The organism is Actinoplanes sp. NPDC089786 (genome assembly GCF_040684855.1).
Classification (GTDB): domain Bacteria; phylum Actinomycetota; class Actinomycetes; order Mycobacteriales; family Micromonosporaceae; genus Actinoplanes.
Window position 1 is genome coordinate 78,548 of sequence record NZ_JBFBGU010000013.1, and the last position, 13,139, is coordinate 91,686.

The window sequence follows — 13,139 nt, forward strand, 5'->3', positions numbered from 1 at the left end:
TTGCGGATCAAGGCGGACACCGGCGTCTGCGTCGGCGCGGGTCAGTGCGTGCTGACCGATCCCGACGTCTTCGACCAGGACGACGACGGCATCGTCGCGCTGCTCACCGACCGGCCGGAGGGCGAGGCGGAACGACGCGCCCGGGACGCGGTCATGCTCTGCCCGTCCCAGGCGTTGTCGATCATCGAGGAGTAGCACCCAGGCGGGCGACGATCGCGTCGGCCATCCGCTCGGCCGAACCGGGCGCGTAGGTCCAGAACAGCGACGGCTCGGTCAGCTCCACCTCGACCAGCAGCGGCGCGTCGTCCGGGCCCGGGATCAGGTCGACCCGGGCGTAGAGCAGGCGGTCCGGCGAGGGCAGGGCGGCGATGACGCGCTCGCCGACGGCCAGTTCGGCCTCGGTCGGCGTACGCGGGCTGATCTCCTCGTTGTACTCCGCGTCCTTGTCGCCGAGGTCGGGCCCGGTCAGCAGCGGGCCCTTGCGGATCGCGTGGCTGAAGGCGAGCCGCCCGTCCGGGCCCGGGGTGTAGAGCAGCGCCGTCTCGCCGACCCCGTCGACCGCGGTCAGGTAGGGCTGCACCATCGCCGTACGCCCCGCCTCGTGCAGCCGGGCGACATGCGCGACCGCGACGCCGGCCTCGCCCGGCAGCGCGTACCGGCCGGTGTCCTTGCTGCCGGCACTGATCGTGGGCTTGACCACCCACTCGCCGGCGTCGGGCGGCGTCCACCCCTCCCCCGGCTCCACGAACGTCGTGGGTGTCACCGGCAGGCCGGCCGCGGCCAGCTCGCGCAGGTAGTGCTTGTCGGTGTTCCACTCGACCACGGCGGCCGGGTTGGCCAGGGCCGGGACGGTGTGGGCCCAGGCGACGAACCGGTCCCGCCGCGCCGGGTAGTCCCAGGTGCTGCGGAGCACCGCCAGGTCGTAGGACGGCCAGTCGGCCGCCGGGTCGTCCCACCTCGGGGACTCGACGGTCACCCCGCGGGCGCGCAGAGCGTCACGCAGCGGGAACTCGTCTTCGTACAGCTCCGGGAAGATGTCACAGGTTACGAGGGCGACCCGGGATCTCTCCCGGGTCGCCACGTCTTCATCTCGGGTCATGCGGCTATCAGATCAAGGGTGGGCCCGGTTCAGCGAGCCATGCTCCGCCGTGCCATGGAGCGCCACAGGTCGTTGCTGGGACGCATCTGCTCCATCAGTTCGCGCTCCCACTCGTTCTCCACCGCGACACCGGCCGCGTCGCACGCCTCGCGCGCCACAGCGGTGCTGTGGGCGAACTGGTCGGACCACTCGCCGTCGTCGCCGACCAGGACGATGCGCGCGCCCTTCTTGCCGACGTACTCGATGACGGCCTTCGCCCCACCGTGCTCGCCGGCGAACGACTTGATGCCGGCGGTCAGACTCGTATCGGAACCTTCTGCCATGGACCGAAGAGTAAGCAGACTTCGGGCGAAGGCAAGAAGACATGCCCGGTAATTGTGATGCCAATTACCTGCGGGTTTAAGCCTTCAGCACATTGGTTCATACCGATTTTGTCCGAATTGCACCCCGAGACGGTTCCACCGAAGGGCGTACCCCGAGTGTCGGACAAATCCGACATCGAGTCACACCAGAGCGTCGACCGCGACCGCGATGAAGAGGATCGTCAGGTACGTGGTGGACCAGTGGAACAGCCGCATCGGGCGCAGCGGGCGCCCGGCGCGGGACCGCCGGACGAGGAGCACCGCCTCGGCGAGGAAGAGCCCGCCGACGAGCAGAGCCGCGGCGCCGTAGATCGGGCCCAGGCCGAGCGGCCAGGCGGCCAGCGAGGCAGCCACGGTCAGCACGGTGAAGACCAGGATCTCGCGGTTCACCCGGGCGGCGGAACGGACCACCGGGAGCATCGGAATGCCGGCCCGCGCATAGTCGTCCTTGTACTTGATGGCCAATGCGTAGAAGTGCGGCATCTGCCAGAAGAAGACGACTGCGAAAAGCGCCCAGCCCATCGGGGCCACGCCGCCGGTCACCGCGGCCCACCCGATGATCACCGGAGCGGCGCCGCAGATGCCGCCCCAGAAGGTGTTCTGCGAGGTCCGGCGCTTGAGCCACAGCGTGTACACGACGTCGTAGTAGAAGATCGCCGCGGCGGTCAGCGCGGTCGCCAGCCAGTTGGTGAGGACCGCCATCAGCACCACCGAGATCACCGCGAGGGTGAACCCGAAGACCAGCACCGCGCGGGGCGTCACGCTGTGGGCCGGCAGCGGGCGCCGCTTGGTGCGGCGCATCAGCTGGTCGATGTCGCGGTCGATGTAGCAGTTCAGCGCGCTGGCCGCGCCGGCCGCCAGCGCCCCGCCGACCAGCACGATCGCCATCAGGCCGAGGTCGGGCAGCCCGCCCGCGGCGAGCATCATCGCCGGGATCGTGGTGACCAGCAGGAGCTCGACGATGCGCGGCTTGGTGAGCGCGACGTACGCACCGAGGACGGCCCGGAGATCGCGCTTGGCCGCCGTTCCCTCCCCGGCCTCGGCCGGCTCGGCCCGGAGGCCGGAGGGCCGTCCCTGGGCGGGACGCTCGGTGATCATGCTCACGGACAGCCACCTTCCGGCATCGGAACAACTGCGTCGCGGCCGTTGCCGTTGTCGATCCGGCGGCGCGCTCGGACAGACTACGCGCAGCCTGGGACCCTGCTCCGACGACCCGTCGTAGATGCCGGGCGTCACAGGTTTGAACCCCACTGTCCGCTCTCAGCGTATGGGCCTGTGCCGTTCGCCGGGCGTGGGTTTACCGGCAATGGATAGGGTCAACTTCATAAGGAATCCGATAAAGACATGCCCGAGGAGCACACCGACGTGGCTGCCAAGTCTCCAGAGCTGAACTGGTCCGACCTCGACAAGCGGGCGGTCGACACCGTCCGAGTCCTGGCCATGGACGCCGTCGAGAAGTCCGGCAACGGCCACCCGGGCACCGCGATGAGCCTCGCCCCGGTCGCCTACCTGCTGTTCAACCGCGTGATGCGACATGACCCGAGTGACCCGCACTGGGCCGGGCGCGACCGGTTCGTGCTCTCCTGTGGTCACTCCAGCCTCACCCTCTACATTCAGCTCTATCTCTCCGGCTACGGCCTGGAGATCGACGACCTGGCCGCGCTGCGGCAGTGGGACTCGCTGACCCCGGGCCACCCGGAGTACGGGCACACCCCCGGCGTCGAGGTCACCACCGGTCCGCTGGGCCAGGGCATCGGCAACGCGGTCGGGATGGCGATGGCCGCCCGGCGCGAGCGGGGCCTGTTCGACCCGACCGGCGAGCCCGGCGCGTCCCCGTTCGACCACAACATCTTCGCCATCTGCTCGGACGGTGACATCGAGGAAGGCGTGAGCCACGAGGCCAGCGCCATCGCCGCGGTGCAGAAGCTGGGCAACCTCACGCTGATCTACGACGACAACGAGATCTCCATCGAGGACGACACCCGGATCGCCAAGAACGAGGACGTGGCGGCGCGCTACGCGGCGTACGGCTGGCATGTCCAGACCGTCGACTGGCGCACCGGCGACGCCGACCAGGGCGACTACCACGAGAACGTCGAGGCGCTCTGGGCGGCGATCCAGGCGGCCAAGGCCGAGACCGGGCGCCCGTCGTTCATCGCGCTGCGCACGATCATCGGCTGGCCGGCGCCGAACAAGCAGAACACCGGCAAGATCCACGGCTCCGCCCTGGGCGCCGACGAGGTGGCCGCCACCAAGCGGGTGCTGGGCTTCGACCCCGAGAAGTCGTTCGACGTCACGCCCGAGGTCATCGAGCACACCCGCCAGGTCCGCACCCGCGGCCAGGAAATGCGCGCCGAGTGGCAGAAGTCGTTCGACGCGTGGGCCACGGCCAACGACGACGCGAGCGCCCTGTTCCACCGGCTCGACGGCAAGAAGCTGCCCGAAGGCTGGGAGAAGTCGCTGCCCGAGTTCCCGGCCGACGAGAAGGGCCTGGCCACCCGGGCCGCGTCCGGCAAGGTGCTGGAGGCGCTGGCCCCGGTGCTGCCCGAGCTGTGGGGCGGCTCGGCCGACCTGGCCGAGTCCAACAACACCACGATGAAGGGCGAGCCGTCGTTCATCCCGGCGGAGTACGCGACCAAGGCGTTCCCCGGCAACGAGTACGGCCGCACCCTGCACTTCGGCATCCGCGAGCACGGCATGGGCGCGGTGCTGAACGGCATCGCGGTGCACGGCGGCACCCGCCCGTACGGCGGCACCTTCCTGGTCTTCAGCGACTACATGCGCGGCGCCGTCCGGCTCTCGGCGCTGATGAAGATCGGCGTCGTCTACGTGTGGACGCACGACTCGATCGGCCTGGGCGAAGACGGTCCGACCCACCAGCCGATCGAACACCTGACCGCGCTGCGGGCCATCCACGGGCTCGACGTGGTCCGCCCGGCCGACGCCAACGAGACCGCGTGGGCGTGGCGGGGCGCGCTGGAGCACAACGACCGGCCGACCGCGCTCGCCCTGAGCCGGCAGAACCTGCCGACCATCGACCGCTCGAAGTACGCGAGCGCCGAGGGCACCCTCAAGGGCGGCTACATCCTGTCCGAGGCGTCCACCGGCTCGCCGAGCGTGATCCTGGTGGCCACCGGCTCCGAGGTGGCGATCACCCTCCTCGCGCAGGAGCGGCTGGAGGCGGCCGGCACGCCCACCCGGGTCGTGTCGATGCCCTGCCAGGAGTGGTTCTTCGAGCAGGACACGGCGTACCAGCAGCAGGTTCTGCCGCGAGGTGTTAAAGCCCGCGTAACCGTCGAGGCTGGCATCCGGATGAGCTGGGACCGCATCCTGGGAGAGGCCGGCGAGGCGGTGAGCATCGAGCACTACGGCGCCAGCGCTCCCGCCAAGATCCTGTTCGAGCAGTTCGGGTTCACCGCGGACAACGTGGTGGCCAAGGCCAACGCCGCCCTCGCCAAGGTCGGCGAAATCACCGGTCACACGACCGGTAGCTGAGGAGTAGCACGATGACCGACCGACTGGCCGAGCTGTCCGCCGCAGGGGTGGCGGTCTGGCTCGACGACCTCTCCCGGGTGCGACTGCACACCGGCTCGCTCGACCAGATGCGCCGCGAGCAGCACGTGGTCGGCGTGACCACCAACCCGACCATCTTCGCCAAGGCGCTGTCCGACGCCGGCTCGTACGACGAGCAGCTCAAGGACCTGGCCGCCCAGGAGGTGACCGTCGAAGAGGCGGTGCGCCTGCTGACCTCGTACGACGTGCGCTGGGCGTGCGACGTGATGCGGCCCGCGTACGACGCCTCCAACGGGGTGGACGGACGGGTCTCCATCGAGGTCGACCCGCGCTCGGCCTTCCTGACCGAGAAGACGCAGTCCGAGGCCAAGACGCTGTGGTGGCTGGTCGACCGGCCCAACCTGTTCATCAAGATCCCGGCGACCGAGGCCGGGCTGCCGGCGATCACGGCGACGCTGGCCGCGGGCATCAGCGTCAACGTCACGCTGATCTTCTCGCTCGAGCGCTACCGCGCCGTGATGGACGCCTTCCTGGCCGGCATCGAGCAGGCCAAGGCCAACGGGCACGACCTCACCAAGATCGCCTCGGTCGCCTCGTTCTTCGTGTCCCGGGTGGACACCGAGATCGACAAGCGTCTCGACAAGATCGGCAGCGAGGAGGCCAAGGCGCTCAAGGGCAAGGCCGCGGTGGCCAACGCCCAGCTCGCCTACCAGGCGTACGCCGAGGTCTTCGGCTCGGACCGCTGGCAGGCCCTGGCCGACGCCGGCGCCCACCCGCAGCGCCCGCTGTGGGCCTCCACCGGCACCAAGAACCCGGCCTACAAGGACACCATCTACGTCGAGGAGCTCATCGCCCCCGGCGTGGTGAACACGATGCCCGAGTCGGTCATCAAGGCCTACGAGGACCACGGCGAGACCCGGGGCGACACCGTCACCGGCAGGTACGCCGAGGCCCAGAAGGTCATGGACGACGTGGCCGCGATCGGCGTCGACCTCACCGACGTCTTCAAGGTGCTCGAGGACGAGGGCGTCGAGAAGTTCGAGGCGAGCTGGGGCGAGCTGCTCGAGGACGTCAAGAAGTCGCTCGACGCCGCCAAGGCGGGCTCGCCGAGCCCGAGCGACGCCGCCGACAGCTAGAGGCGTCGAACGGAGGCCGCCGCGGGCATCTGGCCTGCGGCGGCTTCCCCCGCGTAACCCAGCGACATTTGGCAGGATGGACCTCGTGGGCAATCCGCTGCGTACCGCACAGGACCGTCGGCTTCCCCGGATCCCGGAGCCGTGCGCTCTGGTGATCTTCGGAGTCACCGGTGACCTCTCCCGTAAGAAGCTCATCCCGGCCGTCTACGACCTGGCCAACCGCGGCCTCCTGCCGCCCGGCTTCGTGGTCCTGGGCTTCGCCCGGCGCGACTGGGGCGAGGGCGAGTTCGAGTCGCTCGCCTACGAGGCCGCCAAGAAGGGCGCCCGGACGACCTGGCGCGAAGACGTCTGGACCCGGCTGGCCAGCCAGTTCCAGTTCGTGCCCGGCTCGTTCGACGACGACGCCGCCTTCGACCACCTCGCGGCCACCCTGGACGACCTGCGCGAACGCAACGGCATCCCGGGCAACGCCGCCTTCTACTTCTCCATCCCGCCGGCCGCGTTCCCGCTGGTGCTCAACCAGCTCAACCGCACCGGGATGGCCGACAACGCGAAGTCCGGCGGCTGGCGCCGGGTCGTCGTCGAGAAGCCGTTCGGCAACGACCTGCAGAGCGCGATCTCGCTGAACCAGCTGGTCGACGAGGTCTTCACGCCCGAAGACGTCTACCGCATCGACCACTACCTGGGCAAAGAGACCGTCCAGAACATCATGGCGTTGCGCTTCGCGAACAGCCTGTTCGAGCCGGTCTGGAACTCCAAGTACGTCGACTCGGTGCAGATCACGATGGCCGAGGACGTCGGCATCGGCACCCGCGCCGCCTTCTACGACGCGTCCGGCGCCGCCCGCGACGTGCTCCAGAACCACCTGCTCCAGCTGCTCGCGCTGGTCGGCATGGAAGAGCCGACGAGCTTCGACCCCAATGAGGTACGCGCGGAGAAGCTCAAGGTCCTCAAGGCGATCAGCCTGCCCGAGGACATCGAGCAGGGTTCCGTCCGCGGGCAATACCTCCAGGGCTGGGTGGCCGGCGAGCGCGCGGTGGGCTACCTGGAGGAGAAGAACATCCCGGAGGACTCGACCACGGAGACGTACGTGGCGGTCCGGCTCGGGATCCAGAACCGGCGGTGGGCGGGCGTCCCGTTCTTCGTACGCGTGGGGAAGCGCATGCCCCGCCGGGTGACCGAGATCGCGATCCTCTTCAAACGCGCGCCCCATCTGCCCTTCGACCCGGCCGACGTCGAGATGCTGGGCCACAACCAGCTGGTCGTGCGGGTGCAACCGGATGAGGGCGTGGTGCTGAAGTTCGGGTCCAAGGTGCCGGGCACCACGATGGAGGTCCGCGACATCGCGATGGACTTCCAGTACGGCGCGGCGTTCACCGAGTCGAGCCCCGAGGCGTACGAGCGCCTCGTGCTCGACGTCCTGGTCGGCGACCGGACCCTGTTCCCGGACGCGGCCGAGGTCGAGCAGTCCTGGCGGGTCATCGACCCGCTGGAGGAGGCGTGGGCCGGTAAGAAGCCACATCCCTACCGCGCCGGCGAGTGGGGGCCGCGCGCGGCCGACGAGTTGCTGGCCCGCGAGGGTCGTTCCTGGAGGCGGGCATGATCGGGCTGTGGGACACCACCGGCAACGAGGTCGTCAAGGCCCTGGCCGCTGAGCGGCGCAGTGCCGGGGGCGTGGCGTCCGGTCTCGCCCTGACGCTGATCGCGGTGGTCGAGGAGAAGCAGGTACGCGAGGCCGAAGCGGCCGCCACGATCGCCGCCGCCGCACACCCGTGCCGGCTGCTCATCGTGGTCCGCTCCGACCTCGAGGCGAGCCGCAGCCGGCTCGACGCCGAGATCGTGGTCGGCGGCCGGCTGGGCCCGGCCGAGGCGGTGGTGATGCGGATGTACGGCCGCCTCGCCCTGCACGCCGAGTCGGTGGTCATGCCGCTGCTGGCGCCCGACGTGCCGGTGGTGACCTGGTGGCACGAGACGCCACCCGACCTGATCGCCAACGACTTCCTCGGCGTGGTCGCCGACCGCCGGATCACCGACTGCGCGCTCGCCACCGACCCGGTCGCGGCGCTGCGGCAGCGGGCGGCCGACTACGCCCCCGGCGACACCGACCTGACCTGGACCCGCATCACCCTGTGGCGGACCCTGGTCGCGGGCGCCTTCGACACCACCGAGGAGCGGGTCACCGGCGCGACCATCGTGGCGCCGCCGAGCGACCCGACGGCCGCGCTGATGAAGGGCTGGCTGCGGTCCCGCCTCGGCATCGAGCCGGTGTGGGAGCCGACCGACCGCTCGCCGCGCATGCATTCGGTGGCGCTGGAGTGCGCCAACGGCGACCGCGTGTCGGTCACCCGGGAAGAGGGCACGGCGCTGTTCAGCCGCACCGGCCAGGAAGACCGCTACATGCCGCTGCCGAAGCGGCCGGTGGGCGACGAGCTGGCCGAGGAACTGCGGCGGCTCGACCCCGACCAGATCTACGGCGAGGCGCTGGGGGCGATGGCCGGGCTGACCGGGCTCGACCACAAGCAGCCGTCCCGCGTACACGTCTGGAAGGACCCCGCCCTGGCCGCCCGCGCCGGCGACACGACCGGAGCGATGGCCGGGCCGGGCGGCTCCGCGGCATGAGCGAGACCGTAGTGGTGGTGGTACCCGACGCCGACATCCTGGCGTCGGCCGTGGCGGCCCGCCTGGTCGTCAAGATCATCGACGCCCAGGCGGAACGGGGCTGGGCCGGCGTGGTGCTCACCGGCGGCCGCATCGCCGGCAAGGTGCTGCGCGCGCTGCAGGAGCTGCCGGCGGCCGACGCGATCGAGTGGTCGCACGTCGACCTGTGGTGGGGCGACGAGCGGTTCCTGCCGTCCGGCGACCCCGACCGCAACGAGACCCAGGCCCGCGCCGCGGTGCTCGACGCGCTGCCGCTCGAACCGGCCCGGGTGCACGCCATGCCGCCCTCGGACGGCCCCGACGGCGACGACGCGGAGGCGGCGGCCGACCGGTACGCCCGTGAGCTGGCCGCCGCGGCCAAGCCCGGCAGCTCCGAACTGCCCCACTTCGACGTGCTGATGCTGGGCGTCGGCGAGGACGGCCACGTGGCGTCGATCTTCCCGGAACACCCGGTGGGCTACGAGACGGGTACGACCGCAGCCGTGCACAACAGCCCCAAGCCCCCGCCCACCCGCGTCACCCTGACCCTGCCCACAATCAACACGGCCGAAGAGGTCTGGCTGATCGCCTCCGGCCCCGACAAGGCCGCCCCCGTCGGCATGGCCCTCGAGGGCGCCGGCCCCAAGCAGATCCCCGCGGCCGGCGTGTCCGGCACCGAGAAGACCCTGTGGCTCCTCGACCGGGCGGCCGCGGCCAACGTGCCGGCCAAGATGCGCAGCCTGCGCTGACCCACCCTCCCGGCCGGTCAGCCCACCGGGCCTCTCGCGGTCAGCCCGCCGGGGCCTGGAGTCGGGCGGTCAGCCTTCCGGGCGCGGCGGCTCGCCCGGAGTCGGCCGGGCGTCACTGTCCTGGGGGCCCCGCCGCGGCGGAACCTCATCGCCCGGCTCCGGCCCCGGTGACGACCGGACGTCGCCCGGCCGGGCTCCAGGCCTGGTCGGCGCGGGCGGCGCCGGCTCATCGGGTCCCGACTCCTCAGGCCGCGGCGACTCCTCCGGCCGCGACGGCGTGGGCGCGATCGAGGAGGGCCCAGCCGGCGGCACCGCGGGTTGCGCGGGCGGCCCGTCCGGCTGCTTGATCACGAGTACGGCAAAGAGCACCGCCATCGCCGCGGCCCCCGCGAGCCCCGGCACCAGCCACTGCCGCAGCCGACTCCGGCCCCGTACTCCCGACCGCCCCGCCTTCCCCGCGTCGCCCTGCGCGCCACCCGGCAGTTCGGCCGGCAGTTCGGCCGGCCGCAGCCGCTCCGGGGTGATCTGCCCCGCGCGGGCCGCGAGCGCCCGGCGCACCCGGACGTCCAGTTCATCGCTCATCGCCGACCCTCCAACGCCCCACGCAGAATGGTCAGCGCCCGGCTGGCCGTCGACTTCACCGTCCCGCGGGAGACCCGCAGTGCGTCCGCGATCTCCTGCTCCGACAACTCCGACCAGTAGCGCAACACCACCACCTGCCGCTGCCTCGCGGTCAGCCGCCCGAGCGCCGCCAGCACTTCCCGATCCCCTTCCCCCAGCAGCGCCAGATCCTCCGCCGCCGGTGCCACTCCGACCCTGGGCGCGACATATGCCCGCGCGACCTTCCGCCGCCGCAACGCCGACCGCGCCGCATTGAGCACCGCGGTGGTCAGATAGGCCGCCGGATCATCCACCCCGCGCAGATCCTCCCCATGCCGCCGCCACAACTTCGCGAACGCCTCCTGGACGATGTCCTCCGCCGAGCCCAGGTCATCGACCATCAACACGGCCAGCCGCACCAGCCCGAGCCGCCGAGCCCGATAAAGCTCATCAATCCCACCGCCCGCCCCGCCACCCGCCCCGACACCGGCGCCCGTCCCCGCAGCCCCCGGTCCCGCAGCCCCCGGTCCCGCAGCCCCCGGTCCCGCAGCCCCCGGTCTCGCAGCGCCTTGGCCCACAGCCCCCGGTCTCGCAGCGCCTTGGCCCACAGCTCCCGGACCCGAATCAGCCGAGCCCCAAACTCGTCCCACCCCGACACGCGCCTCCGGGGACCGCCCCGCCGCCGCGGCGACACCGCCCGCCATCGAGCGGAACACGCGCAGCAGCCGCCCTCCCCACCAGACCGGGGACGACAGGGGAAGAAGAAGACTCATCGCATCCAGACAACCGAGAAGTGGACCCGTGGACAATGGCGCCCCGCGCCGCCCTCCGCCACGGAGTGAGCATGACAGCCCGTCGCCCCTTTGCTCTGCGCACTCATACTCACCCCCCTTCCCACCTGCAGAAACATCGTGGCGGGTAGCTGGCGCGCTCATCCCGGGCAGCCGGCCAGGCCGGCTCGCCGGGCCGTAAACGGCGACTGACCTGGGATTTCTTCAAACTCAGCATCGCCGGGGCGGCGGTGGACCGGGGGTGAGTATTTGTGCGCAGAGCAAAGGGGGTGGGGCAGGGTTAGGTCGGGGGTCAGCGCCGAGACCGCGACCCAGTGTCGTCGGCCGGCCGAGGCCGCGACCCGGGCGACGCCGGACGCGGCGTGGCCTCGGCCGGCGCCCGCCCCTTCTGATCCCGCGGCGGCGTGGGCGCGCCACGTCGCGGGGCCGGCGAATCAGCCGGCCTCGCCAGGCGAGCCTTAGGACGGCCACCAGGCGAATCCACCGGCGGCCGAGCCCCCGGCGAAACCCGGGCGGGGACCCCAGGCGAAACCGGAACCGGCGCCCCAGGCGTGGCCTCAGCCGGCGCCCCGGGCGAAACCGGAGCCGGCGCCTCGGGCTTGGCCTCAGCCGGCGCCCCGGGCGAGCGCGGGCCAACCGCGGGCGGCACCGGCCGAGGTGTGGCGTCATCCGCGTTGGCCGCCAGCGCCGCCACAGCCGTGCCACCCAACCCGGCCACCACCGCCGCGGACACCAATACCACCGTGCGCATGCGTCCCATCAAGCCACTCCCAAGCGTCGAGGATCGTTCCCTACGCCGGGACGGACGCTTCAGCCCGAAATCGGTTGGCTATCGCCGCGTGATCCACGTCACCCTGAGAGCGCTCTCTAAACTGAGCGACGTGCAGCCGATGATCCGCTCCTACCGCCCGTCCGACCTCGACGCCGTCTACGACATCTGTGTCCGAACCGCCGACAGCGGCGGCGACGCCCGTGGCACCACCATCGACGACCACCTGGTCGGCGACATCTTCGCGGTGCCCTACGTGACGCTCGAGCCGGAACACGCCTACGTCCTGGATGACGGCGAGGGGCATGCGGTCGGCTACGTCCTCGGGACCGCCGACACCCCGGCGTTCGTGCGCCGCTTCCGCGAGGAGTGGCTGCCGCTGGTCAAGACCCGTTACCCCGCCCCGAACGACCCGCCGGTCAACCAGACCGACTTCTGGCTCGGCCTGGCCCTCGACCCCGAGCGCATGCTCGTGCCGGAGATGGCCGACTACCCCGCCCACCTGCACATCGACCTGCTGCCGGAGTGGCAGGGCAAGGGCTTCGGCCGTGGCCTGATGGAGGCGTTCCTGGCCGGCCTGCGCCGCGCCGGCGTCACCCGGGTGCATCTGGGCATGGCCCGTGACAACACCGGCGCCCGCGTCTTCTACGACCGGCTCGGCTTCACCGAGATGCCGGTCGCCGACGCGGGCGCGCTGTTCCTGGTGCGCGAGGCGGCGTAACTCGACCTACCGGCCGCGGCGCTGGCGGACCTTGGCCAGCGCCTCGGCCAGGATCGCCTCGCCGTCGGCCTCGGAGCGACGCTCCTTCACATAGGCCAGGTGCGACTTGTACGGCTCGGTGCGCATGCGACCGGGCGGCTTCTCCCGGTCGAGCCCGGCCGGCTGACCGCAGCGCGGGCAGTCCCACGTCTCGGGCTCCGCGGCGTCGGCCGCGAACTTGACGATCGAGTCGTGCCCGGCGGCGCAGAAGTAGGTCACCTCCCGGCGGGGGGCGGGCTCACTGCGCTCGTCGGGGCGCATCGGGCTGGAGCCGACGCGGCTACCGCGGATGGCGCTGCCACTGGACACGGACGCAACTCCTGTCAGGCAAAGAATGACGGCACCCAGTTCTGAGAAACGGGGCCCGAGAAAAGTACGTCGCTAAAAGAACCGCGCGACCCGGAGTGACCGGACCGCGCGGCAGAGTCTACGACTCCGAAGTCGAGATAAGAAGGCTCGCCGTCAGCCCGCCTGGTGGACCTTGAGCCAGAGCCCGAGGCCGACGATGCAGGCGAACCACACGACGCCGACCAGAACGGTGTATCGGTCGAGGTTCTTCTCGGCCACCGAGGAACCGGACAGGCTGGAGGTGACACCGCCGCCGAACATGCTGGACATGCCGCCGCCCTTGCCGCGGTGAAGCAGGATCAGCAACGTCAGGATGAGGCTCGTGAGCACGAGCAATGACATCAACGTGTACGCGAACCAGGTGGGCATGGCCGG

The 13,139-nt window shown here is 71.2% G+C and carries 14 protein-coding genes; 7 read left to right on the plus strand and 7 right to left on the minus strand.

The genetic code is table 11. From position 1 onward, the window contains the following. Complete coding sequence (locus AB0O15_RS30200) at nt 1-195, plus strand: (4Fe-4S)-binding protein (protein WP_364325138.1); 195 nt, start codon at nt 1-3, stop codon at nt 193-195. Here AB0O15_RS30200 and AB0O15_RS30205 read toward each other — a convergent pair. From AB0O15_RS30205 to AB0O15_RS30215, 3 genes are all read right to left on the minus strand, one after another. Further along, the gene (locus tag AB0O15_RS30205) at nt 182-1,099 is read right to left on the minus strand and encodes a hypothetical protein (RefSeq protein WP_364325141.1); all 918 of its coding nucleotides are present in this window, start codon (nt 1,097-1,099) and stop codon (nt 182-184) included. The genes AB0O15_RS30200 and AB0O15_RS30205 overlap by 14 nt on opposite strands. A 29-nt stretch (nt 1,100-1,128) precedes the next feature. Continuing rightward, on the minus strand, nt 1,129-1,422 hold the full coding sequence (locus AB0O15_RS30210; RefSeq protein WP_364325144.1) for a hypothetical protein: 294 nt from the start codon (nt 1,420-1,422) through the stop codon (nt 1,129-1,131). Between the two features lie 180 nt (nt 1,423-1,602). Next, nucleotides 1,603-2,559, minus strand: coding sequence for a heme o synthase (locus AB0O15_RS30215; protein WP_364325532.1), 957 nt, complete (start codon nt 2,557-2,559; stop codon nt 1,603-1,605). Between the two features lie 246 nt (nt 2,560-2,805). On the opposite strand from AB0O15_RS30215, the gene tkt reads away from it, so the two are divergent. From tkt to pgl, 5 genes are all read left to right on the plus strand, one after another. Continuing rightward, nucleotides 2,806-4,956: a transketolase gene (gene tkt / locus AB0O15_RS30220; RefSeq protein WP_364325147.1), complete on the plus strand. Its 2,151-nt coding sequence runs from the start codon at nt 2,806-2,808 to the stop codon at nt 4,954-4,956. A gap of 11 nt (nt 4,957-4,967) precedes the next feature. Beyond that, the gene (gene tal, locus AB0O15_RS30225) at nt 4,968-6,110 is read left to right on the plus strand and encodes a transaldolase (protein ID WP_364325150.1); all 1,143 of its coding nucleotides are present in this window, start codon (nt 4,968-4,970) and stop codon (nt 6,108-6,110) included. Nucleotides 6,111-6,195: 85 nt separating this feature from the next. Beyond that, complete coding sequence (zwf, locus tag AB0O15_RS30230) at nt 6,196-7,713, plus strand: glucose-6-phosphate dehydrogenase (protein WP_364325535.1); 1,518 nt, start codon at nt 6,196-6,198, stop codon at nt 7,711-7,713. Next, nucleotides 7,710-8,729, plus strand: a complete 1,020-nt coding sequence (locus AB0O15_RS30235; protein WP_364325153.1) for a glucose-6-phosphate dehydrogenase assembly protein OpcA — start codon at nt 7,710-7,712, stop codon at nt 8,727-8,729. Before zwf ends, AB0O15_RS30235 begins: the two co-directional genes overlap by 4 nt. Continuing rightward, nucleotides 8,726-9,496, plus strand: coding sequence for a 6-phosphogluconolactonase (pgl, locus tag AB0O15_RS30240; RefSeq protein WP_364325156.1), 771 nt, complete (start codon nt 8,726-8,728; stop codon nt 9,494-9,496). Before AB0O15_RS30235 ends, pgl begins: the two co-directional genes overlap by 4 nt. Nucleotides 9,497-9,565: 69 nt before the next feature. On the opposite strand, the gene AB0O15_RS30245 is transcribed toward pgl, so the two are convergent. Together AB0O15_RS30245 and AB0O15_RS30250 are read right to left on the minus strand one after the other, a co-directional pair. Continuing rightward, on the minus strand, nt 9,566-10,078 hold the full coding sequence (locus AB0O15_RS30245) for a hypothetical protein (RefSeq protein ID WP_364325159.1): 513 nt from the start codon (nt 10,076-10,078) through the stop codon (nt 9,566-9,568). Further along, entirely contained in the window at nt 10,075-11,031 is a 957-nt protein-coding gene (locus tag AB0O15_RS30250) for a SigE family RNA polymerase sigma factor (protein WP_364325162.1), read from the minus strand. The genes AB0O15_RS30245 and AB0O15_RS30250 overlap by 4 nt, the downstream gene beginning before the upstream one ends. 746 nt (nt 11,032-11,777) lie before the next feature. On the opposite strand from AB0O15_RS30250, the gene AB0O15_RS30255 reads away from it, so the two are divergent. Next, nucleotides 11,778-12,377: a GNAT family N-acetyltransferase gene (locus tag AB0O15_RS30255; RefSeq protein WP_364325538.1), complete on the plus strand. Its 600-nt coding sequence runs from the start codon at nt 11,778-11,780 to the stop codon at nt 12,375-12,377. A gap of 6 nt (nt 12,378-12,383) precedes the next feature. Here the strand turns inward: AB0O15_RS30255 and AB0O15_RS30260 are convergent, their stop codons facing one another. Both AB0O15_RS30260 and secG read right to left on the minus strand, forming a co-directional pair. After that, nucleotides 12,384-12,725, minus strand: coding sequence for an RNA polymerase-binding protein RbpA (locus AB0O15_RS30260; protein ID WP_364325164.1), 342 nt, complete (start codon nt 12,723-12,725; stop codon nt 12,384-12,386). 153 nt (nt 12,726-12,878) lie between these two features. After that, nucleotides 12,879-13,133, minus strand: coding sequence for a preprotein translocase subunit SecG (gene secG, locus AB0O15_RS30265; protein WP_364325167.1), 255 nt, complete (start codon nt 13,131-13,133; stop codon nt 12,879-12,881). Between the last annotated feature and the right edge of the window lie 6 nt (nt 13,134-13,139).